We start from the raw sequence: 26,451 nt of genomic DNA on the forward strand, positions 1-26,451 counted from the left end.
AGTTGTGTATATCCCAATGCCCACACATACCCAGCCCTCCGACGACTCCCACTACAGGTGCGAGGGTTCCCAGACGGCCATGTTCGAAACCAGGGCCGGTTCGCGTTCGGCGCCCAATTCAACGTTCTCCACGATGCTTGCGTTCGCTGTCGAATAAGAACATAGCCAAAAACATGAGCCCAAGTATGGTTACCACGATGAGTGTCCAATTTGACTCAGTAATCATGAAGTAGATGCCAGCAACCAGCATCAGGACTAGCGGTATGCCCATCATGAGAGTAAGGAATCGCCCTCTTTCACGGTAAGTCCAGACCTGCCCTCTTTTCGGGAACATTGTCACTCCAATCTAACGAAGGGCGTTACCTACCGGAGCTAAGTCTCCGAGGAAGGCAAGATAGTTCAGACCATTTTTTATGCTTGAGCACGGAACTTGACCCAGCCGGTGGTGCGGTCCTGGATGGCTTGCTTGAAGAGGTAGGGGTTTGGGCAACGGCGATGGATGTCTGGAGGGTCACCTTCGTCGAACATTCATTACGTATCCCCAAACTGCAGTCGCGAGCAATACAACAGCGCATAGAAGGATAGCTGCTCTAGGAACGGCTTGATTCGAATCCAAAACGAGCGCGGCGTATAGTGCCGCCAACAGTGCAAAGATCGCCATGGACATATATACAGCGATGTGCTGCCTCTTACGCATGCCCTGCCTCGGTTCCTGTGACCGGGTTCTGTCCGATGTACGCGGTGCCGGTCCCGCGTGTGAGCTGTTCGATCACGGGCAGCCCTTGGACGTGTCTGTCCATGCGTAGGTGTACCGGTCGGTTCCTTTCCGACAGCTCCTGCTATGTTGGCGGACTCCATTGCCTCACCATGTTGCAGCTTATCTTTGCTCCCTGCGAGACATGAAAAACGGCGTGACGCCGCCGAGTCCGGCAAGGGCCATGACAACCCCTGCGATACTACCTCCGGTAGTGTTGGCCGTGAAGGCCAGTCCAACCCCTGCCATGAACATGACTCCCATAGCGACCGCATAGGTGCGGCTCTGCATGAGGTGTACCGTTCCTTTTTACCCAGACCGCCGGAGGCAGCACAGCCTATATTAGAGGGACTCATCCTGGCTCTCCGTGCCGCTCTTCTCCTGGTGATAGGGGAATTTTGAAACCTTAATTTTCCTGACAGTAGTTACCAATCCAAGGATCGAGACGACGACGATTCCCAAGCCGATCAGTAAACTCACAGCATCGTTGCTGACAATCGCGTAGGCGACACCAAGAACCAGGAGGACTGACCAGATCGCCAGTAAAAGCTTCAACGGTTTCCTCCCGTTTCTAGATGCCCCTACAGCTATGGGACATCGCACTAGTTCTGGGTGTAGAAATCGAGCAGTTATTGCAGCAACCCGCAAGTGCGCCGAAGTCCCGACCATACCGCGGGGGAAGCCGCCCACGCCGCTGAAGCATGCTGCAAAAGAACCAGTTACGAGATCGAATTGTAATAGACGAGACGGGCATGAGACGTGGACGATGATGGTGGACTGGTCGGGCATCCGCACCTTCGCACCGCTCCTAAAGGAGAGCGCGAAGAAGGACGCCGATCATATCTTCAAGACGCTCGCGACCTCGGTCGACTGGCGCACCCGCAGCCGAACACGCAAATGTCGCCTGAGCCTGGCGCCCGCGACCTATCAGGCGAAGAAGGAGCCTGCGATGGCGCGTGACATCGCCGCTCAGATGATGCTGGCCGAGTGGCTGTTCGTCGAGACAGTCTCCGACGTGCGACGCCGGAGCGAGGATCCGGGCAGCAGGAGTCGCTACGAACTGCTCGGAATCGCACCATTGCTCCGCAAGCTGCTCCTGGACGGATCCGCCTTGGTCGATACCGTGCGCACCGCTCGGCGGGAAGTTCCGATGGAATTCCGGATCAAGCCCTGGAAGGCACTCGACGAGTCAGGTGATGCCCTCCCCTATTCCATTAGGCTTGGAGACTCCAAACTTGTTGGCGGTCCCGATGGCCTGGCATTGTCGTCAGTAGAAGACTTCGCCAGCGCTAGGGTCGGCTTGGTCGACGGGTCTGATCTAACCGTCCGCCAGGTGGTGCGCTATTACGCGCACGTCGAGGGCGGTGTCCACTTCGGAATACCGAAGGAGGACGGACAGCAGACGCTGAGCAGCATGGCTCCCGTGCTGCTCGGGAACACCACCGGCCAGATCGAGATCCTTGGCCACCTCGGCCAGATCATCGTCGAAGCCCTGACGCCGCTACGCGATTCCATCCTCACGTCGCCCACGATCATCTCGGCGATGCACCAGCTCAACAGTTCCGGTTTCTACGACCACCATTGGACCGCGGAGCACTATGCGAAGCGCCGACCGAAGACGCGTGCATGACGAACCTCGCGAAGAGAGCCGAGCGCATCGCCGCGCATCTGGTCGGCTACGAAACCGGTGCTGCGGTCCTACCCTACGACATAGACGGTCGGCAATCGGCAGTGGACTTTCTCCTCGAGTGGCCCGACGGGCAGTGGGGCGCTCTTGAGGTCACGCTCGTGACCGAGAAGGCGTCTATCGCCTGGCAAGGAATGGCGATGAAGGAGGGCTGGCGTTGGCCGGCGGAGAGCTCGTGGGAGTTCCGCTCTGCCGCTGCGAACTTTCCGTACAAGTCCGTGCGGCGAGCCGCACTGCGGGCAGTCGAGCTCTGCGACGCCCACGGTGTAGACCGGCCCGAGCATCTGCCCTCGGAGCTCCTAGACACCGAGCTGGATCTAGCGCAGTTCCTCGCCGACAAGATCGGCACGCTCCGACGCACTCGCTTCAGTCCCGGTGTGGTGATCTACCAAGCCACGCGCGCGGAGTTCGTCGACAATGCACCCCGCGACTTCGCCCGGGTCGTCGAGACCTGGCATGGAGAACCGCATATGTCGTCGCACATCGATAAGCTCGCGTGCACAAAAGATGTCTCGGAGCGGCACCTGTTTCTGGTTCCAACGGACGACGTACTGCCCGCCCGGTTCTTCACCGATGACTTCGACCTGCCGGCTTCTTCCCCCGCAGGCTTTGACTCGGTCGACGCACTGTGGATCTGGTCCAACTACTGGCACCGGTATCTCGCGTTCCGAAACGGCTCTTGGGCGTGGGTTAGGTTTCCGCCACGCGATGAAGTTCTCGGTCGGAGTCGATAAACATCCGCACTTGCCAAATGCGCAGCCGTCACGCTCTCACTTCGACGAAGACCCTACACTGGGCAGCGGTGTTGGGGCGACGCTAGGTAGCAGCCAAGACGGACACTCAGCAGTCTCTTGGACGGAGGCAGGGTTCTGTGCGCCGACGGCTAACGAAAACGCGATACTCAAGGCAGCAAATAGGAATACGACAAAATACCAGATCAGGGCGAGACGGAAGGCTCTATACTTCTGGGACCAGTTCAAAGCGGCTCCGCCCCTCCTTACTGCTTTGACCCCGCTCACCAAGCGGGATATGCCGGACCTGTTGCTCGGCCGTTACAAGTGCATCCGGCGCGGGGCCATTACAAGACCAGTGGATCCCACCGAGGATGTCGAGGGCCCTAGAAAGCGAGGCCTGGCTCTCCTATGTGCCAGTTTTTGCATTCTGGGCCCGGATAAGTTGGATGACGCCAACGATCGCCAGGATAATGCCAGCGATGATTCCTACCCAGCTGTTAGCGGTGAAGGCCAATACCATGCCGCAAATGATTATCAGCACACTAATCCAGAGCATCAGATTGGATTCCCGTTCTCGTCATAACAGCCTGTGAGAATGCCTGCGGTTGCTGCCCCATGCTGCCATTCTGTCCCGGAATCGCCGATGAAAGACGGTACTCTCATCGCTACGCTTACGCCGCCTGCGATCCCATCAACCACTTAGACCCCCTCGGGATGGCTACGACGAGAGAGATTCTCGCGTGCAGTGCGTCTGCCGTTGGATTCTTTGCCCTGGTGGTTGGTGGGATTATGACTGCACCAGCGGGAGGGCTCGGTCTCGCGTTTGCTGTTGGACTGACACCGATCAAGCCACAGACAGCTATGGCAATGCCCGCGACAAGCAGTTCCGTCGTCTCTGCGGCGACACTTAGCATGACGCCGGCAACGATTAACAACGACATGACGACAATGAATGTTCGGTTCAACTGCATGCCAACACTACTCCTGCGCCTGAAAGGGCACCCCCAGTAATGGTCGTGCTCAAACCAACGATAGCGCCTAGTCCAACCGGTCCCGTTACAGGAATGGAAGCGCCCGCCGCGATAATGCCAATTGCTGCAAGCCCAAGTCCAGCTAAGGCCCCGCCACAAGCGTCAGTAATCAATCCGGTGGGATCACTTAGGTTAATAGGGTCGCAGGCGGCGTAGGCGTAGCGGTTGGCGTTGGCCGGGTCAAGCGGCGCATCGAGGGCATCTTGTTGCGTGAAACGCCCAGTGTCCGGGTCGTAGTAGCGGGCCCCCGATTTTGACCCAGCCGGTGGTGCGGTCCTGGATGCCTTGCTTGAACAGGTAAGGGTTTTGGGCGATGGCAGCGCCGCCGGAGCCTTTGGTCAGGGTCGGTACCCCGTAGGGGTCGTAGGTGTAGGCGAATGCGATGTGTGGCCCGGAGCTGACGAGGGCTGCGGGGTTGCCGGTGCCGTCGTAAATGTAGAGCGCGTCAAGGCCGGCGGCGGTGCGAAGCACGAGCGGCTCTCCGGTGACCGGGTCGTGAACCTCCTACCGGTCTGCACGAGCCGGTCGCCCGACGGAGCCCCCCGCCGGCCTAGCATGGGTCTCAGACGAACCGGCTAGTTGCGACTAAGTCGCGACTACATTTTCAGAAGTCGCGCAAACTCTGCAAAAGTCGCAACTAGCCGTGCACTTCACAAGGAGTGTGAGGTCGGAGGCTAGTTGGCGGTTAGCGCCAGATGCGAATCACCGTGTTTCCGCGGTTTCGGTGGACTACTGCCCATATCGGCTGACTGACCTACTTGGCGAAACTGATAGGCAATGCGAAGTATCACCCTGTTCATGGCTGAAAGGTACACATCTTCGTGGCCACGCCAGCCGAAAGTTTGGCCTGAACCGAAACCGAGCAATGCCTGGATGCCGCGAACCAGCTCAGGTCATCCATCGCCGGGTTGAACAGCACGGCCAGGCTCTACACCGGCGCCATATGCTCGTTACTACTGCCCAGTGCGGAGAACGATGTCGCCTGAAAGCTGACCAGCTCAGGACCCGCCCAGCTTCCCGAGGTACTCGGCAAGGGCATCGAGGATCGGCACCTGCCCCTTCGCCAGTTTGCTGCGCGCCTCCGGCTCTCGGAACCATCTGGCATCGTCGATTTCGGGATACTCCCGCACAACACCGGAACCCTTCGGCCATTCCAGCGGGAACGTGTTGCTGGTGATGTGCTCTGGCTGGAAATCCGATTCGGCGGCAAAGGCGGTGATGACCTTCCCCGAAGGCTGGCGGAAAGCGCCCAGCTCAAGGTAATCCGCCGGAGGCGCCGGCGTCCCGATTTCTTCGGCGAACTCCCGCAGCGCGGCCACCAGAGGGTCCTCCGCGTCGAGGTATATTCCCTTTGGAATTGTCCAGGCGCGGGTGTCCATGCCGGTCCAGTGAGGGCCACCATTATGGGCGATCCAGACCTCCAAGTGCCCTTCCAGGCTCCGCCGGTACAGCAGGATGCCTGCGCTGCGAACTGTCATACGCCCTCCACATCCCTAGGCTATAGAGATTGCCGGTTCTTGTCCTGCGGTGGCGAAAGGGTCCTCGACCGGATCGGGAATCCGGTCTACGACGACAAAGACTACTAGAAGATGTGAGATGTAGATGTACTTGGAAGAACTTCCGACAACCAATCAGCGGTATTGCGTGAGGCAGTGTCTGGCGCGCTGGGTTATAGCGGCCCGCCTAATTGGAAGTTTGTGGCCCCGGTTTCCGGGTTCGGGCTCATTTCCGGGACTTACTTGGCGACCGTGGGTACCCGCACTGTGTCGCGGACCATCAGTGGAGCACATGTCCCGGTCTCTGCGCCCACAATCTTGACCGGAACACCGAAGGCCAGAACCCACCGGTGTCACCTCAGTGATGAGCGAAGCCTGTTCAAAGTAGAAAGGGGCGACGCCAGGTCGCCCCTGACGCCGCCCATTGAGGCGGTTTAGCCGGAGATGACCTGCGGTGCGCCGAGCTGTTTGAGGCCTTCGACGCCGAACTCCAGGCCGTAGCCCGACTGCTTGGCCCCGCCGAACGGGATCCTCGGATCGACGGCGCCGTGCTTATTGATCCAGACCGTGCCGGCCTCGATCCGGGCAGCGACCTCGCGGGCTTTGGCGGGGTCGGAGGACCAGACCGAGGCGCCCAGGCCGACCTCCAGCCCGTTAGCCATGTCCAACGCTTCGTCCACCGTGGAGTACTTGATGATCGGCAGTGCTGGACCGAACTGTTCCTCGACCACCAGCGGGTTGTCGTTGTCGATGTCCGCCACCAGCGTGGCCGGGTAGAAGTAGCCGGCCTGGCCCTCGTCCGGGTTGCCGCCGGTGAGCACGCGGGCGCCGGAATCCTTCGCCGCCTGCACCAGGCGCGCGACGATGTCGTACTGGGCCTTGTTCTGCAGCGGGCCCAGCACGTTGTTCTCGTCCAGCCCGTGACCCATCGGCATCTGCTCGGCGACCTCGGTGAGCGCGGCGCACACGTCGTCGTAAATGTCCTCATGCACATACAGCCGCTTCAGCGCGGCGCAGGTCTGGCCGGTGTTGATGAACGCGCCCCAGAACAGGTCCTGCGCGGCGGCCTTCGGGTCGGTGTCCGGCAGCACGATGCCGGCGTCGTTGCCGCCCAGTTCCAAGGTCAGTCGCTTCACGGTGTCCGCGGACGAGCGGATGATCGCCTTGCCGGCGTCCGTGGAGCCGGTGAACATGACCTTTGCGACGTCCGGGTGTTCGGCGAGGAGACTGCCGACGGTCCTGTTTCCGGAGACGACGTGCAGGACGTCCGCGGGCAGTGCAGTGTTGAGGACCTCAGCCAGGGCCAGCACAGACAGAGGCGTTGAGCTCGAGGGCTTCATGACTACGGTGTTACCCATCCGTAGCGCCGGTGCCAGCTGCCAAACCGAGATCATCATCGGCCAATTCCACGGCCCGATTGCACCCACCACGCCCAGCGGCCGGTAGTGCAGCTCCGCTCGACCGCCTTCGTCGTCGACAATGGTCTCCGGCTCCAGCTTGAACGCCGCTGTCGTGCGCAGCCAGGCGGCGCAGGCGCCGACTTCGAACCGGGCGTTCGGCCCGTTCAGCGGCTTGCCCTGCTCGCGCGAGAGCAGCTCGGCAAGGGCTTCCGCATTGGCTTCCACCGCGTCGGCGGCCCGGTTCAGGTATTCGCTGCGCTCGGCATGCCCGCGGCCCGACCACCCTGGCTGGGCTGCGTTGGCGGCCGCCACGGCCGCTTCGAGGTCCTGCGTGGAATGCTCAGGCGCGCGCCCCACGAGCTCGCCGGTGGCGGGATCGAAGATTTCGCGTCCACCGGTGGCTGGTTGGATGACAGCGAGCAGGTCTGCTGCTGTCTCAAACACGCGTTGCGTCGTTGCATTGGTCATATTGTTCTCCTGTGCTCTCTTAAGTCTCTAGGTCGAAGGGAGTAGGGGCGATTCGGTGTAGCGGTCTGCCCGCCGGTGCAAAGTTCTTCGCTCCGCCAACTCGACGTGGCTTCATCGGACCTCGCAGTGACCGGTCGTGTTCGAAGCCTTCGGCGGTCCTCCGGAGTGTGTTGACTCGGCTACGCGCCGATGTCGACCCGGATGCCTGTAATAAATTCGGCAGCCTTTTCTCCGATGAGGACGGAGGCGGCGTTGGTGTTGCCGGTGGGGACGAGCGGCATGACAGAGGCGTCGGCGATGCGGATGCCTCCGATGCCGCGGACCTTCAGGTTGCGGGGATCGACTACGGCGAGCTCGTCGAGGCCCATCTTGCAAGTGCCGACCTGGTGGTGGTAGGTGACGGCGGTTTCGCGGACGTAGCGCTCGAGGTCTTCAGTGTTGTCCGAGTACTCCGGTCCGGGGTACACCTCTTCGGGTCCCCACTCCTCGAGGGCAGCGGTACGGCCCATCTCGCGGCACTGGCGGACTGAGGCGACCAAGGCCCGGACGTCTTCATCGGCGGTGAGGGCACCGAGGTTAATCTGGATCGGGTCCTCGGTGTTGGGACCGGAAAGAGTGATTTCACCGCGGCTGAGCGGGCGGACGATGCCGCCAATCAATGAGAAGCCGTTCTCCGGGCCCGTCATGGAATCCAGGAAGTACATTGGCAACGAGAAGTGGATCGGCTGTGTGTCCGGCACTGCCAGGTCCGGGCTGCTCTTCCAGAAGTGGTGGGTTTCCGCAGCTCCGACCTGGGAGGGCGGCACCTCCTTCTTCGTTGTCGTGAAGATGACCGGGGAGAGCAAGTGGTCGTGCAGGTTCTTGCCGACGCCGGGCAGGTCCAGTACGGGCTCAATTCCGGCCTCCCGCAGCTCCTCGGCGGGGCCGATGCCGGAGCGCAGCAATAACTCCGGGGAATTAATGGCACCAGCGGCCAGGACTGTCTCCCCCGCGGTGAGGGTGTGCAACCGGCCGTCCTTCTCGTATTCGACGCCAACCACAGTGCCGTCCTCGATAAGCAGCCGGCGCACGTGTGCGTTAGTGATGAGCGTGAGGTTTTCGTGTCCGACGACGGGCTTTAAGTAGGCGTGCCAGGTGTTGAACCGCTTGCCGTCTCGCACGTTGAGCTGCATCTTGGAGACGCCCTCGACGTCGCCCGAGTTGTAGTCCTCGTTGAGCTTCACGCCGATTTCCTGCGCGGCTTCGAGGATGTCGTCTTGGACCGGGTTGCGCGGGAAGTCCTCAACGACGTCGAGGAGGCCGGAACCGCCGCGGGTGTCGGAGGCACCGCCGTCGTAGTTTTCAATGGCCTTGAAGACAGGCAGGACGTCATCCCAGTTCCAGCCCGGGCAGCCCAAATGGGCCCAAGTGTCGTAGTCCTGCATGGCACCGCGGACCCAGATTGTGGCATTCAGGGCGTGGGAGCCTCCGGTGACCTTGCCGCGGGGCAGGTGCAGCTTCCGTCCGGCGCACCCCTCCTGCTCGGTCGTGTAGTAGTCCCAGTCCTCCGCACCATGCCACAGCGCGCCGGCCGCAAAGACGTCGGCGATCACCGGGTTTGTATCCTCACCGCCGGCCTCCAGCACGGCAACCGTCTTGCCCGCGTCGACCAGCCTGCGGGCGAGGACGGAGCCTGCAGAACCGGTGCCAACCACAATGTAGTCCAATTCATTGTTTGCCATCTTTGGCCTCCTTACGCTGCGGTGACGCAGCTCACTCAATGCTTATGCTCCAGTCTTGACTGATGGTGACCCGATGCGCTTGTCAACGAGTGCAGCTGTCATGACAACCAGTGCAATTCGATCTGACTACTTACGTCGATCAGATTGATCGACGTCCCATCTTTGGGCTCGCCAAACGGAAAAGAGTGAAGGGTGGCAGTATCAACTTGGTTGAGGGCTAGCGAGGCTGCTGCAAGACTACTGATTGCTGTGAGGCATAACTGCCGTCGGCGGGACACCGAATGCCTGCTTGAAGACGCGACTAAAGTGGGCCGTGTCGCTGAAGCCCCATCGGAAGGCGACGGCGGTGACCGTCGTGGAGGCCGAAGCGCCGACCAGATCTCGGCGGCATCGCTCCAGCCGCTGCTGACGAATCCATCGCGCTACCGGCGTCCCCGACTCGGAGAAGATGAGGTGCAGAGTCCGCACCGAGATCCAGTGTGCCGCGGCGATGGAACGGACGGACATCTGGCGGTCATCGAGCCTTTCCAGTATGTACTGCTGAATTTCCGCGAGCAGTTCAGCGCGCTGCCCGGATCCTGTCTCTTGAGCGGGGGCGACCGCAGAGTCGATGAGGTCGAGGAGTCCGTTCACTGTCCGGTTCACGGCGTCGTCACTGAGATGGTCCAGCTCGCGGGCGATCCCACGGATCTGGCTTGCGGCGATGGAAAGTGTGCCGGCTCCGGGCCGCGCGGCAAGGGGGCGGCTGCTTCCGAGCATCGACGTGATGGATTGCGGGACGCGCGCCATCGGAACGAGCAACGACACCTGGCGGTGTTGTCCGTCACTGTCGAAGGTGCCCCCTCGATCGCTGTCCCAGACGAAGAGGTCGCCTGGCTTGATCGTGAACCGGTCGTCTCCATAGGTGCACATCAATTGGCCGCTAAGCTGCAGTTGGATACCCATGACATCGGGGGTGTTCACCGAGGGGCTGTGTTGACCCCCGAACGCCGCGCAGCGCACTTCAGCGAGCTTCAAGCTCCCAGTCCCCCGATAACGGATTCTGGCGGCATAGGTATCTTCGACTGGCGAGGATAGGTCCCAGTCCATGTGCAGCGCACGCATCTTCTCCGCCCATGCTTCGAAGCGGAGTTTCTCCGGCAAGAGGTCGGTGGACCAGGTTTGCACCTCTGTCATGGATCGTCTCCCCTCAGCTCCATCACGCACCTTTTTCACGACCTTCACCGTCCCCAAGGTGCGCTTTTTAATCCAACGCCCCTCTCTTGCGCGAACTGGCAAGGCTTCCTGCACGGGCAGTCATGCGAGGCACATCACGGTTGACATGCCGCGTGTCCTAGATCATACGCGGCCTCGCCGACGCAGACGGCGCAGACGGCGCAACGAAGCCTGAATTACGCCTATGGGCCCCTAGACCCTCCTCTGGGTATCCCATAAATCTGATGGCCAACGGACTCTGAGAGCACACCCGTGGATCGTTATGGGACTTCCGGACCACTACCGCCTCGGGTCCGCTTCCCGTCGGAAGCCCCGCTCTGCACAGACTGGCAAGGGCCGTTGCACGGGCAGTCATGCGACCTGCCTCACAACGGACATACCGTGTGTTTTAGATCATACGGAAGCCTAGCCGCGCGCCGACGACGCAAGGAAGCCACGTCAGCGCGCACTAGGAACCGCACCAGCACCTGTTTTTTAAGGAGAGACAATGGCCGAGGCCACAGAGCAAGTAGACGTTGTAATCATCGGTGCCGGCCTGTCCGGCATCGGCGCGGCCGCCCATCTCGTCAGGGAGTGCCCCGGTAAGCGGTACACCGTCCTAGAGTCGCGCGGCGCTATAGGCGGCACTTGGGACCTGTTCCGCTACCCCGGTATCCGCTCCGATTCGGACATGTACACCTTCGGCTACGCCTTCAAGCCGTGGACGGAGCCGAAGGCGATCTCCGACGGGGCGTCGATCAAACGGTACGTTGAAGAGACTGCCGACGAGTACGGAATCACCGGGAACATCAGGTTCCACCACCGGGTCTTGTCCGCGGAGTGGTCTACCGCCGACGGGCGCTGGACGGTCACCGCCGAACGGTCCGATACCGGGGAGTCAGTTGTCTTTACGGCCCTCTGGGTTATCGGCGCCACCGGCTACTACCGCTACGACGAAGGCTATCGGCCGACGTTCGAGGGCGAGGAGCGATTCCGCGGTCAGATCGTGCACCCACAGCATTGGCCCGAAAATCTGGACTATGCAGACAAACTCGTAGTCGTCATCGGCAGCGGCGCCACAGCCGTGACACTTGTACCGAATCTGGCCGAGAAGGCAGCACACGTCACCATGCTGCAACGCACTCCCACGTACATCGCATCGGTGCCGGCTGTCGATCCGCTGGCCGATGTGCTGAGACGCGTGCTGCCGGCCTCCGTGGCATATCCCGCCTTGCGGTGGAAGAACATGCTGAACCTGCACCTGAAGTACACACTGAGCCGCAAAAATCCGGACATGGTTCGCGCCAAGATCCGCAAGGATGCAGTCAAGTTACTCCCCGCCGGTTACGACGTCGACACGCACTTCAACCCGCCCTACAACCCCTGGGACCAGCGTTTGTGCGCGGTCCCGGACGGGGACCTGTTCACGGCACTGCGTGGTGACAAGGCGTCGATTGCAACCGGGCGAATCCGCACTCTTAACAAGGACGGGATCGTACTTGAATCCGGCGAGCACCTGCCCGCCGACATCATCGTGACCGCGACCGGCCTCAATCTTCAGTGGCTGGGCGGCATGACCCTAAGCGTCGACGGCGAGAAGGTCGACGTCGGCGAGCGGTTTGCTTACAAAGGCATGATGATCTCAGGAGTGCCCAACCTGAGCATGGTCACGGGCTACACGAACAACTCCTGGACGCTGAAGGCTGACCTGGTCAGTCGGTATGCGTGCCGCCTCCTGCAGCATCTGGACGCGAACGGTTACGTTTCCGCAACCCCGCTCACCCCCTTGGGCGAGACCCCCCGCCCCTTCCTGGACCTCGACGCCGGCTACATCCGGCGTGGAGTGGACGGGATGGCCAAGCAGGGCACGCAGGTGCCTTGGCGGTTGCACCAGAACTATATGAAGGACATTCGGCTGCTCAGCGGCCGTCAGCTGGAGGACGGGAGCATGAGCTTTCAGCGGCGGCGGGCAGCCGAGGAGGCGTTCTACGCTCCCGCCACGCAAACGGTTGCAGTGAACGGCGGGCAGGTTCGTTACCGCGATGAGGGGGAAGGAACCCCGGTCGTCATGGTGCATGGCATAGGCCGCAGCCTTGAGGACTGGAACGAGCAGCACCAGCTTCTTACTGGTCAGGGGTACCGCCTCATCAGCGTCGACTTGGCAGGCTACGGTGGGTCCGAACCGCTGAGCGAGCCATACTCACTGCCCGCTCTGGCCCGGTTCCTCGGCGCCTTCCTGGACGCGGTGGGCATCACCCAACCCGCCCACATAGTGGGCAACTCTCTGGGCGGTGCCGTCGCCATGCAGCTAGGCGTGGACGCGCCCCAGCGGGTACGCAGCCTCGTACTCGCCGGCAGCGCCGGTTTCGGCAGGGAGGTCGCACTGCCGGTCCGTCTGATGTCAGTCCGGCCGCTAGGCAAGATGCTGCTGAGCAAGCCTAGCCCCGCCTCGTCACGCCGGCTGGAACTCAGCCTCTTCAATGACCCGGCGCTGGTCACCGACGAGCGGGTGCAGCTTGGATACCGTCTGGCCTCCCGACCACACGCGAGCCGCGTGTTCCTGGACACCGCTGCAGCCCTCGGCACGTTCCGCGGTACCAATGAGGCCTGGCGCAAGGAGCTCATGGAAGGCTTGGCCGCCCAGCGTGTGCCGACCCTGGTCGTCTGGGGAGAGCAGGACAATATTTTCCCGTTCGCCCATCTCGCCGCCGCCAGCGAACACCTGCCACACGCTCGCACACACGCCATGCCCAACGTCGGGCACATGCCGCAGATCGAGCGGGCCAAGGAGTTCGCCGACGTGACCACCGGCTTTTGGGCCGATATACCGGCCCGGCTCGCGCCCGCTGGTGAAGGCGTTGCGTAACCGCCTACAGCGCACGCTGGCCTTTCCGTGCCACTGCTCTCTCCTGGGTGCCCGGCGCCCAGTCAGCAAACCGAAAGGAACATACGACATGTCGAGTCTTCAAAATCTGGGGCTCGGATCCTGGCCGCGTCGACGGGCAATGCTCAGTCCAGACCGCGTCGCCTTGGTCTTCGAGGGAACGGAGCTGACATTCGCGCAGTTCGCCGACCGGGTGGAATCACTATCCGCTTGGCTGGTCCATCGGGGCGTCAACCCGGGCGACCGGGTGGCCTACTGGGGGGCCAACAACGTGGCGCTGCTAGAGACCCTGTTCGCCACCACTCGGATCGGTGCAATCTGCGTACTAGTCAACGCCAGACTCGCGCCGACAGAGGCGGAATACATCCTGCAAGACAGCGGTGCCAGTGTGCTGTTCTTCGGCCGAGAGCAGGCAGACGCAGCAGTTGCGATCGCCGAGAGCATCCCCGTCCGTCTGCTGATCGACGTCGACGGAACAGGGGCGGGGGCAGCCTTCGCGCAGTTGTCGGAAGAGGAGGCTGTCCCGGTGCCGGAGGCCCGCCGCGGTCTCGATGACCCGGCCGTCCTGATGTACACCTCCGGCACCACCGGACGCCCCAAGGGCGCCGTGCTGACCCACGGAAACTTGTTCTTCAATGACATCAACGTCCTGATCGAAAACGACATACGCCCAGACGAGGTGTGCTTGGCAGCAGCGCCTCTGTTTCACATCGCCGGACTCAATGGGCTCGTGCTGCCGACATTCCTCAAGGGCGGAACAATCGAGGTGCACCGGCGCGTCGAGCCTGAAGCGATCTTCTCCGCGATCCAGGATCGCGGGGTGAGCAGCCTGTTCGCAGTACCGGCGATGCTCGATGCCTTGGCCCACCACCGCCTGTTCAATCAAACCGACCTGTCCTCGCTGCGCACCATTGTCGTAGGCGGGGCCCCCGTACCGGAACGCATTCTGCGTGCCTGGAGCGAACGAGGCGTGGCCATCCAGCAGGGCTACGGCCTCACCGAAACCGCTCCGGCGGTGCTCAAGCTCTCCTCGGAGGACGGAATCCGCAAGGCCGGGTCCGCCGGCAAACCGCAGTTCCTCGTCGATGTCCGCCTCATAGCGCCGAACGGCAGACCTGCATCCCCCGGGGAAATCGGTGAAATCCAGACGGTGGGCCCCAACGTGATCCGCGAGTACTGGCAACGACCCGAAGCTACCACTGCCGCCTTTTCTTCCGATGGGTGGTTCCGCACCGGCGACGCAGCGATGCAGGACGAAGAGGGCTACTACTGGATCCGGGATAGGTACAAGGACATGTACGTGTCTGGCGGCGAGAACGTGTACCCGGCTGAGGTGGAGTCCGCCCTGCTGAACGTGCCCGGCGTCGCCGAGGCCGCCGTCGTCGGAGTACCGGATGAACAGTGGGGCGAGGTCGGCAAGGCCTTCATCGTGCCCGAAGACGGCTTCGATCTGACGGCCGAAGGCATCCGCGCCGCAGTAGGTCCCGCCCTGTCGCGGTTCAAGATTCCCAAACAGATCGAGTTCATCGACCAGATGCCTCGTACCTCAACCGGCAAGTTGCTGAAGACCGACCTGCGCACGCGCCAAGGAGTTTCCCGATGAGCCTGCCCGCCACGACCACGGCGCAGATCCACGACCTGTTGCTCTTCGCGTCCCTGCTGGATCCCTCGGAGCAGGACGTGCTGGAAGACTTCAGGTGCTATCTGGCGGGTGTGGATGACGCGATGCTGTACCGTGCCTGGGAGAATGCGGAATTCCCATTCGAACTGGTCCAGTCATTGGCCGCATCCGGACAACTGGGCCGGCACCTACGCACCGGCCAGGAACCCAGCCACCTGCTTCGCGGAATGCTCACTGCGGAACTCGCCCGCAAAGACGCCTCTCTGGCCACCTTCGCAGGCGTTAGCGGCTCGTTGTTCGGGCTGTCGGTGCGGCGCTTCGGATCGCCTTCCCAACAGGCCGCCATCCTGCCGGCCGTCGCCTCCGGCGAATTGATTGGCGCATTCGCGCTCACCGAACCGGGCTCGGGCTCCGACATCGCCGGTGGCATGACCACCACTGCCCGCCGGGAGGGAGCCGGCTGGGTGATTAACGGTGTCAAACGGTGGATCGGCAACGCTACATGGGGCCATCAGGCCGTCGTGTGGGCCAAGGAGCAAGGCGCAAACGGGCGCTTCCTGGGTTTTATCGTTCCCACCGACACCCCGGGATGGACGGCCGAAAAGATCGAAGGCAAGTACAGCCTGCGCACGGTGCAAAACGCAAATATCACTCTCACTGATGTCCGTGTTCCGGACACGGCCCGGCTGCCAGGTGTCAACTCTTTCCGCCAAATTTCAGAAGTGCTCAAATTCACGCGCTTGGAGGTTGGATGGACAGCACTGGGCAACGCCGTCGGTGCCTTCGACGCCGCGTTGTCCCACGCCATGGATCATCACCAGTTCGGCCGCCCCTTGGCACGGTTCCAACTCGTGCAAGACCTGCTCGTCCGGTCCGAAATAAACATCACCTCTTCCCTCGGCGCACTCGTCCAAGCCGCACGGCTCGCCGATCGGGACGAACTGAGAGAGGAGCATGCCTCGCTGGTGAAGCTGATGACCGCCTCCCAAGCCCGCCAGACCGTAGCCCACTGCCGAGAAGTACTCGGAGGGAACGGCATCGTGCTGGAGAACAAAGTGATGAAGCACTTTATGGATGCTGAAGCGATCTACACCTTCGAAGGCACTCACCAGATCAACACCTTGATAGTCGGCCGTGCCCTCACCGGCTTTTCCGCCTTCGCCTAAACTCCCGCCGCATAAATCATCAGGAGAACCACCGTGCGTCAAACAGTCCTTGTGTCCTACGCCCGCACCCCGATCGGCCGCGCCTACAAGGGTTCCTTCAACAACACTCCCGCTCAAACGCTGGCTGGCCACGCCATCACGCACGCGGTCCTGCGAGCAGGACTGGCACCCGAGGAAATCGACGATGTGATCCTTGGTGCGGCCCTGCAGCAAGGCAGCCAGGGAATGAACCTGGCTAGGCAGGCAGCCCTTCGCGCCGGGCTACCCGCCGCTGTTCCCGGCATGACGGTTGACCGTCAATGCGCCTCCGGACTGATGGCCATCGTTATGGGAGCCCGCATGATCGAAGGAAGAGACGCCGACATCATCGTCGCTGGCGGCGCCGAGTCGGTGTCCCTGGTGCAGAACCAGCATTTCAACGCTCACCGCGCCCAGGACCCCTGGCTGAAAGCCAATGTTCCGGGCCTGTACAACAGCATGCTCGAGACCGCCGAACTCGTCGCCAGCCGCTATGGCATCTCCCGCGAGGCCCAAGACCAGTACGCCGCCGAATCCCAGCAGCGAACTGCCAGCGCCCAAAAGCGCGGCGCCTTCGACGCTGAAATTGCCCCCCTGTCTCCACACCGGCCCGATCCACAGGACGAGGAATCCGCTGCCGCGATCGGGGTCTTGACCCGTGATGAGGGCAACCGTCCGGACACTACCGTTGAGTCACTGGCAAAACTCGGCCCGGTTCTCGACCGGGACGGGCAGCACTCGGACAAATTCAGCGTCACCGCAGGCAACGCGTCTCAGCTCTCAGACGGGGCAGCCGCGCTTGTCCTCATGGACGAATCCGAGGCATCCCGCCGCGGCCTCGAACCACTCGGCATCTTCCACGGCGTCGCCGTCACCGGCTGCGCGCCCGAGGAGATGGGGATTGGCCCGGTTACCGCAGTGCCGAAACTGCTCGCAAAGCACGGTCTCGGCATTGATGACATCGCCCTGTGGGAGCTCAATGAAGCCTTCGCCTCCCAGACCCTGTACTGCCGCGACACCCTCGGCATTGACCCGGAGCGCTTCAATGTCGACGGCGGAGCCATCTCCATCGGCCACCCTTACGGCATGAGCGGAGCCCGTATGACCGGCCACGCCCTGCACGCCACCAAGGAACGCGGCGGCAAGCACGCAGTGGTGACCATGTGCATCGGCGGCGGCATGGGCGCCGCTGCACTCTTCGAGGCGCTCTAACCCATCCGCAGCCCGCCTACCCACGAGATAGGAGAAACCATGCAAAACCTCACCGTCCTTGGCACTGGTGTCCTCGGATCGCAGATCGCCTTCCAGGCTGCCTATCAAGGCAAAGACGTTGTCGCCTATGATCTCAGCGACGAGATCCTCGCCAAATTGACGGCCCGCTGGGAATACCTCAAGCCGCTCTACCTACGCGACGTGTCCGATGCCACCCCCGAAAAGCTTGAGGCCGCCGTGGGACGTATCCGCACCTCCTGCGACCTGTCAGACGCCCTGAAAGACGCCGAGATCGTGATCGAGGCAGTCCCTGAGGTCCTGCGAATCAAGCGGGACATCTGGGCCAAGGCTGGAGCAGTGGCACCCGAAAACACTGTGTTCGCCACAAATTCCTCGACGCTCCTGCCCAGCGACATTGCAGATGCCACGGGCCGTCCCGAAAAGTTCCTGGCCCTTCACTTCGCAAACGAGGTCTGGCGCTTGAACACGGGCGAGATCATGGGACACGCGGCCACCGCCCCGCAGTATGTCGACGCCGTTGCCAAATTCGCCGAGGAGATCGGCATGATCCCCGTCCAGCTGAAGAAGGAACAGCCCGGGTACATCCTGAACTCGCTACTGGTTCCGTTCCTGACCTCGGCCGCGAAGCTCTACGTGCGGGACGTCGCCGACGTGGCGGACATCGACGCGACCTGGCGCAGGGCGACGGGCGCACCTTTCGGTCCGTTCGAAATCCACGACATCATTGGCATGGAAACGCCCTACAACCTCAACAGCCAAAGCGAGGACCCGGAACTCCGCGAATTCGCGGACATTCTCAAGCGCGACTTTATTGACAAGGGGCGGATGGGACGTGCCACCGGGAGAGGATTTTACGACTACGAGTAACCCGGACGATACGACGGCTTGAGCCTACCTTGTTTGCCAAAGGTAAAGCAGGACACGTGCTAGTTTTTCACCAGCAGACACCTCTGCCGTCCCAGGAGTCGATTGCGGGATGAGTGGGCGATTAAGCTTCATGAATTTTTCGCGAAGAAGCAGATGGCAGTTCAGCCACCTCGACTCGGAGAAACTGTGCTAAGCCGAACCTTCAGAGGCAGGTTTCCTGCATCTGTCTGGTCACAAGCCATGCTGCGGCTTCCGTCATGACAGCTTCCGGGCGCGGAGCCCTGGAATAGACGCGGATCTCCAAATAACCTGAATGGTCGATGCCAAGGGGCGGCAGATCGTCTTCTCTCAGCCGCACCACCACGTAGCCGGCAGCCAGCAGATCCAGACTCTTGGAACGATCGACGAGCGGCTTTGGCTCCGGGCTGTGCCAGTAGGAGCCGTCGTATTCGATGGCCACCTTCGCCCCCTCGTGTTCAGCGAAGATGTCGACTCTAGACCTTGCGTGAGCTGAAGGCCTTGTCTCGGACGTTGGCGCCCGAGCGGACCTTCCCGAAGACAGTCCTGGCTGCCACGAGATGATCCAGTTCGACACGAGACTTTCCGGCTTGGCGGCACTCCGGGCACTCCGATCCGTTGGATCGAGAAGCCAGCGGTGCCTCCCAGATGTGCGACGGATCTACGGAGCATACCCATTTGGGAACGAAGCCAGTCTGCGCATTGGGTCGGACGTGGCATGCGGTGACCGGGTTCTCCACGCTCCATCCTGCTGGGTCGTACCAGGCCAGCGAATCGAGGATAGTGGAGCATTGCGGGCACCGCTGTCGCTTGTACTTATTCCGGCTGACCACCGGCTCCTGCCACTCGTACCCGCAGCAGTCAGCCTTCCACCAATTCTCTGGAGTCCACTTACCGTTGCGGGTTGGATGCCACTGGCCGGCAACCTCGGGTAGCACGTCGGCGAGCATCGGCTTCTGCCGCGCTGCGTGGCCTACCGCGGCATGACGGGCACCCGGACCTGAGGTAAGTATCGGGCGAAATCCGGGGGTGATGCCCGTTCGGGCATTTGAACCGGCGCAGCCTCCAGTAAGGAGACCTTGCTTTCAATCGGGTTGCTCTTATAAAGCGCCAACAGAACCGCAGATTTTCCGGACTCGTTCTTTCCTACGAGGCTGGTCACCCCCCTCTCCACCGCGAATGAACTTCCGTCCTCGATGCTCCTATAGCGTCGTACGGATGCGTTGACAAGCTTCATGATCTGACTCCCATCGATAGGCCACCATTGGGGAGGTGCTGCCGTTGGGCGCCGTTGCATTTCTGATTTCGAACGTAACCGCTGTCCTGCCTATCTGAGCATTGCTCAGATAGGCAGACGATTTTGCTCAGATAGGGCGAAATTGCTCAGGTAGGTCGGGATCTCACAAGGAGCTAAAAGTCCCAGTCCTCGTCTTCGGTGTTGACGGCCTTGCCGATCACGTAGGAGGAGCCGGAGCCGGAGAAGAAGTCGTGGTTCTCGTCCGCGTTGGGGCTGAGGGCGGAGAGGATGGCCGGGTTCACGTCGGTGACGGTGGACGGGAACATGGCCTCGTAGCCCAGGTTCATCAGCGCCTTGTTGGCGTTGTAGTTGAGGAACTTTTTGACGTCCTCGGCCAGGCCAACAGCGTCGTAGAGGTCATGGGTGTACTGCACCTCGTTCTCGTACAGCTCGTAGAGCAGCTCGAAGGTGTAGTCCTTCAGCTCCTGCTTGCGCGCTTCGGACTCGCCTTCGATGCCCTTCTGGAACTTGTAGCCGATGTAGTAGCCGTGCACCGCCTCGTCACGGATGATCAGCCGGATCAGGTCCGCGGTGTTGGTCAGCTTGGCCCTCGAAGACCAGTACATCGGCAGGTAGAAGCCCGAGTAGAAGAGGAAGGACTCCAGCAGCGTGGAAGCAACCTTCCGCTTGAGCGGGTCCTCGCCGTAGTAGTAGCCCTCGATGATGCGGGCCTTCTTCTGCAGGTTCTCGTTTTCGGTGGACCAGCGGAAGGCCTCGTCGATCTCCTTGGTGGAGGCGAGGGTGGAGAAGATCGAGGAGTAGCTCTTGGCGTGCACCGACTCCATGAAGGCGATGTTCGTGTAGACGGCTTCCTCGTGCGGCGTCAGGGCGTCCGGAATCAGCGACACGGCGCCGACGGTGCCCTGGAGCGTGTCCAGCAGGGTCAGGCCGGTGAAGACGCGCATGGTGAGCAGCTTTTCGTCTTCGGTGAGCGTGTTCCAGGACTGCACGTCGTTGGACAGGGGCACCTTCTCGGGCAGCCAGAAGTTGTTGCAGAGCCGGTTCCAGACCTCAACGTCCTTCTCGTCCTGGATCCGGTTCCAGTTGATCGCTTCTACGTGGTGCAGAAGCTTGACCTTCTCGGCTGACATCGCTTCCCCTTCTTCGCAAATCTGTGTTGTTCATGGTGCCCGAATGCCGGCCGTCGCTGCGGCCGGCAGTGGCCCGACGGTTCCGGTGGTTGCCGGCGCCCCGTCGGTGCCCGTACGACGGCGGGCGGGCACCCGCCGTCGTACTTTTCAGTTGCTGTGGGCTGCTAAAGCATGCAGCTGACGCAGCCCTCCACCTCGGTCCCCTCCAGCGCGAGCTGACGGAGCCGGATGTAGTAGATGGTCTTGATGCCCTTGCGCCAAGCGTAGATCTGCGCCTTGTTGATGTCGCGGGTGGTAGCGGTGTCCTTGAAGAAAAGCGTCAGCGACAGGCCCTGGTCCACGTGCTGGGTGGCCGCGGCGTAGGTGTCGATGATCTTCTCGTAGCCGATTTCATACGCGTCCTGGTAGTACTCCAGGTTGTCGTTGGTCAGGTACGGGGCCGGGTAGTACACGCGTCCCAGCTTGCCTTCCTTGCGGATCTCGATCTTGGATGCCACCGGGTGGATCGAGGACGTGGAGTTGTTGATGTAGGAGATCGAACCGGTGGGCGGAACTGCCTGCAGGTTCTGGTTGTAGATCCCGTGCTCCATGACGGAGGCCTTCAGCTCCCGCCAGTCGGCCTGGGTGGGGATCTCCACATGGGCGAAGAGTTCCTTGACCCGGTCGGTCTGCGGCACCCACTCCAGCTCGGTGTACTTGTCGAAGAACTCGCCCGAGGCGTACTTGGACTTCTCGAAGCCGCCGAAGGTCTGGCGGTGTTCAATCGCGAGCTTGTTCGAGGCACGCAGCGCGTGGAACAGCACCGTGTAGAAGTAGATGTTGGTGAAGTCCAGGCCTTCCTCGGAACCGTAATGCACCCGTTCGCGGGCCAAGTAGCCGTGCAGGTTCATCTGGCCCAGGCCGATGGCGTGCGACTGCAGGTTGCCTTCGGCGATCGAGGGAACCGAGTTGATGTAGGACATGTCCGACACCGCGGTGAGCGCCCGGATGGCGGTCTCGATGGAGGTGCCGAAGTCGGGCGAGTCCATGGTCTTGGCGATGTTCATCGAGCCGAGGTTGCAGGATATGTCCTTGCCGATTTCGGCGTAGGTGAGGTCCTCGTTGTACAACGACGGCGAGGAGACCTGCAGGATCTCCGAGCAGAGGTTGGACATGATGACCTTGCCGTGGATCGGGTTGGCGCGGTTCACCGTGTCCTCGAACATGATGTACGGGTAGCCCGATTCGAACTGGATCTCGGCCAACGTCTGGAAGAACTCGCGGGCGCTGATCTTGGTCTTCTTGATCCGGCTGTCGTCGACCATCTCGTAGTACTTCTCCGTGACGGAGATGTCCGAGAAAGGCACACCGTAGACGCGTTCGACGTCGTACGGGGAGAACAGGTACATGTCCTCGTTCTTCTTGGCCAGATCGAACGTGATGTCCGGGACGACAACGCCCAGCGAGAGCGTCTTGATGCGGATCTTTTCGTCGGCGTTCTCGCGCTTGGTGTCCAGGAAGCGGTAGATGTCCGGGTGGTGCGCATGCAGGTACACCGCGCCGGCGCCCTGGCGGGCACCGAGCTGGTTGGCGTAGGAGAAGCTGTCTTCGAGCAGCTTCATGACCGGGATGACGCCGGAGGACTGGTTCTCGATCTGCTTAATCGGCGCGCCGTGCTCACGGATGTTGGTCAGCGACAGCGCCACGCCGCCGCCGCGCTTGGACAGCTGCAGGGCGGAGTTAATGCCGCGGGCGATCGACTCCATGTTGTCTTCGATGCGCAGCAGGAAGCAGGAGACCAGCTCGCCGCGCTGCTTCTTCCCGGCGTTCAGGAACGTGGGCGTGGCCGGCTGGAAGCGACCGTCGATGATCTCGTCCACCAGCCGGTTCGCCAGCTCCTCGTCGCCCCTGGCCAAATGCAGGGCCACCATGCAGACACGGTCTTCGTAGCGCTCCAGGAAACGCTTGCCGTCGAACGTCTTGAGCGTGTAGGACGTATAGAACTTGAACGCGCCCAGGAAGGTCTCGAAACGGAACTTCTTCTTGTAGGCCCGGTCATAGAGCGACCGGACAAAGTTCATCGTGTACTGGTCGAGCGTTTCGCGCTCGTAGTAGTCGTTCTTGATCAGGTAGTCGAGTTTTTCTTCCAGATCATGGAAGAACACCGTGTTGTTGTTAACGTGCTGCAGGAAGTACTGGCGCGCAGCTTCGCGGTCGGCTTCGAACTGGATCTTCCCGTCCGGACCGTAAAGGTTCAGCATGGCATTGAGTTCGTGGTAGCCCAGTCCCTTGAATGCCGCCGGCAGTTCTGCCTTGGCGTCGGCTATGGCCGCGTGTGCAACTGTCGTTTCCAAAAGTGTTCCAATCCTTGCTTGACCCGGTCGACGTCCTCGGACGTGCCCATGAGTTCGAATCGATAGAGAAGCGGCACCTGGCACTTGGCAGCGATTTTCTCCGCCGCCAGGCAGTACGTTGTGCCGAAGTTCGTGTTTCCGGAACCGATCACTCCGCGGAGCAGGCGCCGGTTCTCCTCGCGGTTGAGGAATTTGATGACCTGTGGCGGAATCGAGTTCCTGCCGGATTCCCCGCCGTACGTCGGCAGTACCAGGACGAACGGCCGGAGCGCGTGAAGCGTCTCCTGCTGGGTCCGGAGCGGGATCCGTGCCGCCGGCATCCCCAGCTTCTGCATGAAGCGGTCGGTGTAGCCGGAGGCGGAGGAAAAATAGATCAGGTCCGTGTCGGCGGTCCCGCCGGTTGCCGGACCCGCCTCACGCCTGGCGGCCTCACTCATCAGCAGCTCGGTCATGGCGTTTGGTTCTGGTTCCGAACGAGTCCGCTCAGGCTACTGAGGCAGCGGCTTGGGCCAGCTCCTCGATCTTGTCCGGGCGGAACCCGGACCAGTGGTCCTGCTCGGTGACGACGACGGGCGCCTGCATGTAACCAAGGGAACGGACACGCTCCAGCGCTTCCGGATCCTGGGACAGGTCAACGCTCTGGTAGGCGATGCCCTTCTTGTCCAGAGCCCGGTACGTGGCATTGCACTGCACGCATGCTGGCTTGGTGTAAACCGTTACAGTCATGGTCCTTCTCCCCTAATTCTCGGTACGGCGTTCTGCTGTTTTCTGGCTGTGCGGCTGTCCCTGAGAAGAACCCGCGCTCGCTGCCCGCCAGCGGTTCCAATACTACATCTAGTGCACTCGGCCATTCGGAACCCCAAGATGATGTATTACAAGTATGTCATTCCGTGCCCGCCTTCGTCCACAGCCCATGGGGATATTCTCGGGGGTGAAACAGTTGATATTCCGGCCTTTCCGTCGCCCCATCCACAGCCTGTGGATTGGCTGCCCACAACTTCGGAAAGTCTCGTGTCGCTGATTCCTCGGCGTGTCGCTCGTAGTGCCACGACCACTAGATGTTGTGGTTCCCCGCTTCGGTCGTCTCTCCTGCTGCCGCTCCCGTGATCCGGACTATAGCGGCCGCTTCGGACAATCGGCCGGCCGTTTTCGCCGGCTCCACGCCCCGCAGTCCGATGGCGTTCATCCGGCGGCTGCCTCCGCAGCGTGTCCCGGGCCCGAACGACCCCCTCCCGTGCTGTTGACACTCCTAATACAACACTTCGGATGGACGCGGCATTCCTCTCGCTGGGGCAGCCCCGCGCCCACCCTCAGGCCTGTGCGGGTCCATCCGACCCGTTCCCGGTCAGACGCCTTGCAGTGCCCTTCCAAACCCTGGAGCGGCGTCATCCATCCCTGTATGGTCCGAGGTTCAAGCAGAGCCCAAGGTAGGCTTAGCGCAGGCCGGAACGAGCGACAGGAGAGCTGATGGTCAACACGGTGCATCTGCGCACACTGCTCGAGGTGACCCGGCGAGGGTCGTTTGCCGCGGCGGCAGCCAACCTGGGCTATACGGCCTCGGCGGTTTCCCAGCAGATGTCCGCGTTGGAGCGCGAGACTGGCGCCAAGCTGTTCGAGCGATCGGCGCGCAGCGTGCAGCCGACCGAAACGGCGATCGTGATGTCCCGCCACGCGGCCAAGGTCCTCACGGACATCGATGCCCTGCTGGCTGCCACCGCCCGCAGCCAGGACACCAGCACGCAGGAAGTCAGGCTGGGAATCTTTCCCAGCCTCGCCACCTACGTACTCCCCCGGCTTCTGCAGGCCCCCGGATGGCCGGGCTTGGGGATCAACCTCAAGGTATCCGTCGCCGAGCCGGGACAGACGATCCAGGGGTTGCGGGCCGGCGGCGGCCTCGACGTCGCCCTCGTATTCCAAGTGGGCCAGGGCGGGCTGGCGTGGCCCAATACGGTGAGCCGGCAATGGATCGGCGACGACAATTTCAGGGTGGTGCTGCCCGAATCGTGGGGCATCCGCGCCGGCGCCTCGGTGACGGCCTCGCAGTTGGCCGAGATGCCCTGGATCATGCACCATCCAGGCACGGCGGACGCTACCGTGATCGAGCGCCTCTTCGCCAGCTGCAACCTACACCCCCGGGTGGTCGCCTACTGCGACGACTTCAATGCCAGCCTGGCCATGGCCGCGGCGGGCCTGGGCGCTGCGCTGGTGCCGGAGCTGGCCATGCACAACGGAGCGGACGGCATCGTGGTGCTGGACGTTCCGGAAATCCGGCTGGCGCGGAACATCTTCGCGCTGCTGATCAACGACCGGCAGAACGCCCAGCTGGGCCTGTTCATGGACCAGCTGTCGGTGATCCTGCGGGACATGAGCATCACGACCAGGCGCACTTGAGGGATCGGCAGCGGGCAGGCGCCGCCGGTCGCCGCAGTGGGGCGGGATCCGGCGGCGCCTGCTGGCTGCTGCGATCGGGTACGGCTGTGCGGACTACCCTGCGGTCAGGCCGTCCACGTACTCCCGGTTGTCGCCGATCCACTGTTCCACGATCGGACCGTAGTCGTCGGTGTCGGCCTCATTGAACATGGCGTTCTCCAAGGAGTACAGCGTTTCGGAATCCATCTTGAAGTTCTTCAGCCAACCCGCCAGGGTTGGGAAGTCTGCTTCGAACGTGGTGCTGGCGTAGGTGTAGAGGCCTTCGGCCCCGCCCAGGGTGCCCTCGGGGTCTTCGAGGTCCTTGATCGGGAAGGCGTCGTAAGCCCAGTGCGGACGCCACAGGGTGACCGCGACGTTTTCACCGGCGTCGGTGGCAGACTTCAGCTCGGAGAGCATCGCCGGGGTGGAGGAGGTCAGGTACTCCATGTCCTCCAGGCCGTAGGTCGGAATAACCTGCTCCTTGGTGGCCTCGGTCAGGCCAGCACCGGGCTCGATGCCCACCAGGCGGTTGTCGAACAGGTCGGCGTTGGCCGCCAGTTCGTCGAGGGAATCGATCGGAGCGTCCTCGTTGACCGCGATGGTCAGCTTCGCTTCGTCGTTCCACTGGCCCAGTTCGGTGATCTTGTCGCCGTACTCTTCCAAGTAGCTGGCGTGCGTGACCGGCAGCCAGGTATCCAGCGTCACGTCGTAGTCGCCGGTGGACAGGCCGGAGAAGACGGGGGCCGGGTCAGCATATTCGAGCGTGACGTTGTAGCCCTTCTCCTCGAGGATGGCCTTCCACAGTTCGGACGCGGCGATGCCCTCGTCCCAGCCGTTGAACACCGCGATGGTCACGTCCTGCTGGTCCCCGTTGTCCAGGCCGCCGGTTGCGTCGCCACCCTCCGACCCACCGCCGCTGCCGCTGCCGCAGGCTGTCAGTCCGAGTGCCGCAACGGCGGCTACCGCCGCCAGCTTGCTGTAGTGCTTCATGTTGTTCCTTTCGTTATGCCCCAGGGCACGTTGATTAGT

20 protein-coding genes are annotated in these 26,451 nt (G+C 62.1%); 8 read left to right on the forward strand and 12 right to left on the reverse strand.

The window, feature by feature from the left end:
• Positions 1-1,096: 1,096 nt before the first annotated feature.
• Positions 1,097-1,543 (reverse strand): hypothetical protein, encoded by a 447-nt coding sequence (locus AC5RV3_RS02610; RefSeq protein WP_494120788.1) that lies wholly within the window; start codon positions 1,541-1,543, stop codon positions 1,097-1,099.
• Here AC5RV3_RS02610 and AC5RV3_RS02615 point away from each other — a divergent pair.
• Both AC5RV3_RS02615 and AC5RV3_RS02620 read left to right on the forward strand, forming a co-directional pair.
• On the forward strand, positions 1,521-2,384 hold the full coding sequence (locus AC5RV3_RS02615) for a hypothetical protein (protein WP_494120789.1): 864 nt from the start codon (positions 1,521-1,523) through the stop codon (positions 2,382-2,384). The two genes, AC5RV3_RS02610 and AC5RV3_RS02615, sit on opposite strands and share 23 nt — an antisense overlap.
• On the forward strand, positions 2,381-3,175 hold the full coding sequence (locus tag AC5RV3_RS02620) for a hypothetical protein (RefSeq protein ID WP_494120790.1): 795 nt from the start codon (positions 2,381-2,383) through the stop codon (positions 3,173-3,175). The genes AC5RV3_RS02615 and AC5RV3_RS02620 overlap by 4 nt, the downstream gene beginning before the upstream one ends.
• A 961-nt stretch (positions 3,176-4,136) precedes the next feature.
• Here AC5RV3_RS02620 and AC5RV3_RS02625 read toward each other — a convergent pair.
• From AC5RV3_RS02625 to AC5RV3_RS02645, 5 genes are all read right to left on the reverse strand, one after another.
• Positions 4,137-4,526 (reverse strand): RHS repeat-associated core domain-containing protein, encoded by a 390-nt coding sequence (locus tag AC5RV3_RS02625; RefSeq protein WP_494121017.1) that lies wholly within the window; start codon positions 4,524-4,526, stop codon positions 4,137-4,139.
• Between the two features lie 678 nt (positions 4,527-5,204).
• The gene (locus AC5RV3_RS02630; RefSeq protein WP_494120791.1) at positions 5,205-5,684 is read right to left on the reverse strand and encodes an NUDIX hydrolase; all 480 of its coding nucleotides are present in this window, start codon (positions 5,682-5,684) and stop codon (positions 5,205-5,207) included.
• A gap of 452 nt (positions 5,685-6,136) precedes the next feature.
• Complete coding sequence (locus AC5RV3_RS02635; protein WP_494120792.1) at positions 6,137-7,570, reverse strand: aldehyde dehydrogenase family protein; 1,434 nt, start codon at positions 7,568-7,570, stop codon at positions 6,137-6,139.
• A 179-nt stretch (positions 7,571-7,749) separates the two neighbouring features.
• The gene (locus tag AC5RV3_RS02640) at positions 7,750-9,291 is read right to left on the reverse strand and encodes a GMC family oxidoreductase (RefSeq protein WP_494120793.1); all 1,542 of its coding nucleotides are present in this window, start codon (positions 9,289-9,291) and stop codon (positions 7,750-7,752) included.
• A gap of 237 nt (positions 9,292-9,528) precedes the next feature.
• Entirely contained in the window at positions 9,529-10,467 is a 939-nt protein-coding gene (locus AC5RV3_RS02645) for a helix-turn-helix domain-containing protein (protein WP_494120794.1), read from the reverse strand.
• Positions 10,468-10,993: 526 nt separating this feature from the next.
• Here AC5RV3_RS02645 and AC5RV3_RS02650 point away from each other — a divergent pair.
• The 5 genes from AC5RV3_RS02650 to AC5RV3_RS02670 all read left to right on the forward strand — a co-directional run bounded on the left by AC5RV3_RS02650 (position 10,994) and on the right by AC5RV3_RS02670 (position 18,274).
• Entirely contained in the window at positions 10,994-13,351 is a 2,358-nt protein-coding gene (locus AC5RV3_RS02650; protein ID WP_494120795.1) for an alpha/beta fold hydrolase, read from the forward strand.
• 88 nt (positions 13,352-13,439) lie between these two features.
• Positions 13,440-14,972: an acyl-CoA synthetase gene (locus AC5RV3_RS02655; protein WP_494120796.1), complete on the forward strand. Its 1,533-nt coding sequence runs from the start codon at positions 13,440-13,442 to the stop codon at positions 14,970-14,972.
• The gene (locus AC5RV3_RS02660; RefSeq protein ID WP_494120797.1) at positions 14,969-16,156 is read left to right on the forward strand and encodes an acyl-CoA dehydrogenase family protein; all 1,188 of its coding nucleotides are present in this window, start codon (positions 14,969-14,971) and stop codon (positions 16,154-16,156) included. Before AC5RV3_RS02655 ends, AC5RV3_RS02660 begins: the two co-directional genes overlap by 4 nt.
• Before the next feature lie 33 nt (positions 16,157-16,189).
• On the forward strand, positions 16,190-17,386 hold the full coding sequence (locus tag AC5RV3_RS02665; RefSeq protein ID WP_494120798.1) for a thiolase family protein: 1,197 nt from the start codon (positions 16,190-16,192) through the stop codon (positions 17,384-17,386).
• Between the two features lie 39 nt (positions 17,387-17,425).
• Positions 17,426-18,274: a 3-hydroxyacyl-CoA dehydrogenase gene (locus tag AC5RV3_RS02670; protein ID WP_494120799.1), complete on the forward strand. Its 849-nt coding sequence runs from the start codon at positions 17,426-17,428 to the stop codon at positions 18,272-18,274.
• A gap of 202 nt (positions 18,275-18,476) precedes the next feature.
• Here AC5RV3_RS02670 and AC5RV3_RS02675 read toward each other — a convergent pair whose 3' ends face one another.
• The 5 genes from AC5RV3_RS02675 to nrdH form a co-directional block, all read right to left on the reverse strand.
• A complete protein-coding gene (locus tag AC5RV3_RS02675) occupies positions 18,477-18,734 on the reverse strand; it encodes a putative endonuclease domain-containing protein (RefSeq protein WP_494120800.1) in 258 nt (85 codons plus the stop codon).
• Positions 18,735-19,702: 968 nt separating this feature from the next.
• Positions 19,703-20,680, reverse strand: coding sequence for a class 1b ribonucleoside-diphosphate reductase subunit beta (gene nrdF / locus AC5RV3_RS02680; protein WP_494113098.1), 978 nt, complete (start codon positions 20,678-20,680; stop codon positions 19,703-19,705).
• A 164-nt stretch (positions 20,681-20,844) separates the two neighbouring features.
• Positions 20,845-22,965 carry a class 1b ribonucleoside-diphosphate reductase subunit alpha gene (nrdE, locus tag AC5RV3_RS02685; protein ID WP_494121018.1) on the reverse strand — a complete coding sequence of 707 codons (2,121 nt, stop codon included), beginning with the start codon at positions 22,963-22,965 and terminating at the stop codon, positions 20,845-20,847.
• A gap of 17 nt (positions 22,966-22,982) precedes the next feature.
• Complete coding sequence (gene nrdI / locus AC5RV3_RS02690) at positions 22,983-23,450, reverse strand: class Ib ribonucleoside-diphosphate reductase assembly flavoprotein NrdI (protein WP_494113107.1); 468 nt, start codon at positions 23,448-23,450, stop codon at positions 22,983-22,985.
• Positions 23,451-23,496: 46 nt separating this feature from the next.
• Positions 23,497-23,739, reverse strand: a complete 243-nt coding sequence (gene nrdH / locus AC5RV3_RS02695) for a glutaredoxin-like protein NrdH (RefSeq protein ID WP_127513743.1) — start codon at positions 23,737-23,739, stop codon at positions 23,497-23,499.
• Positions 23,740-24,480: 741 nt separating this feature from the next.
• Between nrdH and AC5RV3_RS02700 the strand changes: the two genes are divergently transcribed.
• Positions 24,481-25,404, forward strand: a complete 924-nt coding sequence (locus tag AC5RV3_RS02700) for a LysR family transcriptional regulator (RefSeq protein WP_494120801.1) — start codon at positions 24,481-24,483, stop codon at positions 25,402-25,404.
• A gap of 93 nt (positions 25,405-25,497) precedes the next feature.
• Here the strand turns inward: AC5RV3_RS02700 and AC5RV3_RS02705 are convergent, their stop codons facing one another.
• On the reverse strand, positions 25,498-26,412 hold the full coding sequence (locus AC5RV3_RS02705) for a glycine betaine ABC transporter substrate-binding protein (RefSeq protein WP_494120802.1): 915 nt from the start codon (positions 26,410-26,412) through the stop codon (positions 25,498-25,500).
• Positions 26,413-26,451 lie beyond the last annotated feature (39 nt).

It is taken from the genome of Arthrobacter sp. Y3221114 (assembly GCF_059092625.1).

Excerpts from the sequence above, each read along its gene's own strand:
- AC5RV3_RS02615 (WP_494120789.1), top strand. The coding sequence starts at position 1,521 with ATGATGGTGGACTGGTCGGGCATCCGCACCTTCGCACCGCTCCTAAAG.
- AC5RV3_RS02610 (WP_494120788.1), bottom strand. The coding sequence starts at position 1,543 with ATGCCCGACCAGTCCACCATCATCGTCCACGTCTCATGCCCGTCTCGT.
- AC5RV3_RS02620 (WP_494120790.1), top strand. The coding sequence starts at position 2,381 with ATGACGAACCTCGCGAAGAGAGCCGAGCGCATCGCCGCGCATCTGGTC.
- AC5RV3_RS02630 (WP_494120791.1), bottom strand. The coding sequence starts at position 5,684 with ATGACAGTTCGCAGCGCAGGCATCCTGCTGTACCGGCGGAGCCTGGAA.
- AC5RV3_RS02635 (WP_494120792.1), bottom strand. The coding sequence starts at position 7,570 with ATGACCAATGCAACGACGCAACGCGTGTTTGAGACAGCAGCAGACCTG.
- AC5RV3_RS02640 (WP_494120793.1), bottom strand. The coding sequence starts at position 9,291 with ATGGCAAACAATGAATTGGACTACATTGTGGTTGGCACCGGTTCTGCA.
- AC5RV3_RS02645 (WP_494120794.1), bottom strand. The coding sequence starts at position 10,467 with ATGACAGAGGTGCAAACCTGGTCCACCGACCTCTTGCCGGAGAAACTC.
- AC5RV3_RS02650 (WP_494120795.1), top strand. The coding sequence starts at position 10,994 with ATGGCCGAGGCCACAGAGCAAGTAGACGTTGTAATCATCGGTGCCGGC.
- AC5RV3_RS02655 (WP_494120796.1), top strand. The coding sequence starts at position 13,440 with ATGTCGAGTCTTCAAAATCTGGGGCTCGGATCCTGGCCGCGTCGACGG.
- AC5RV3_RS02660 (WP_494120797.1), top strand. The coding sequence starts at position 14,969 with ATGAGCCTGCCCGCCACGACCACGGCGCAGATCCACGACCTGTTGCTC.
- AC5RV3_RS02670 (WP_494120799.1), top strand. The coding sequence starts at position 17,426 with ATGCAAAACCTCACCGTCCTTGGCACTGGTGTCCTCGGATCGCAGATC.
- nrdF (WP_494113098.1), bottom strand. The coding sequence starts at position 20,680 with ATGTCAGCCGAGAAGGTCAAGCTTCTGCACCACGTAGAAGCGATCAAC.
- nrdI (WP_494113107.1), bottom strand. The coding sequence starts at position 23,450 with ATGAGTGAGGCCGCCAGGCGTGAGGCGGGTCCGGCAACCGGCGGGACC.
- nrdH (WP_127513743.1), bottom strand. The coding sequence starts at position 23,739 with ATGACTGTAACGGTTTACACCAAGCCAGCATGCGTGCAGTGCAATGCC.
- AC5RV3_RS02700 (WP_494120801.1), top strand. The coding sequence starts at position 24,481 with ATGGTCAACACGGTGCATCTGCGCACACTGCTCGAGGTGACCCGGCGA.
- AC5RV3_RS02705 (WP_494120802.1), bottom strand. The coding sequence starts at position 26,412 with ATGAAGCACTACAGCAAGCTGGCGGCGGTAGCCGCCGTTGCGGCACTC.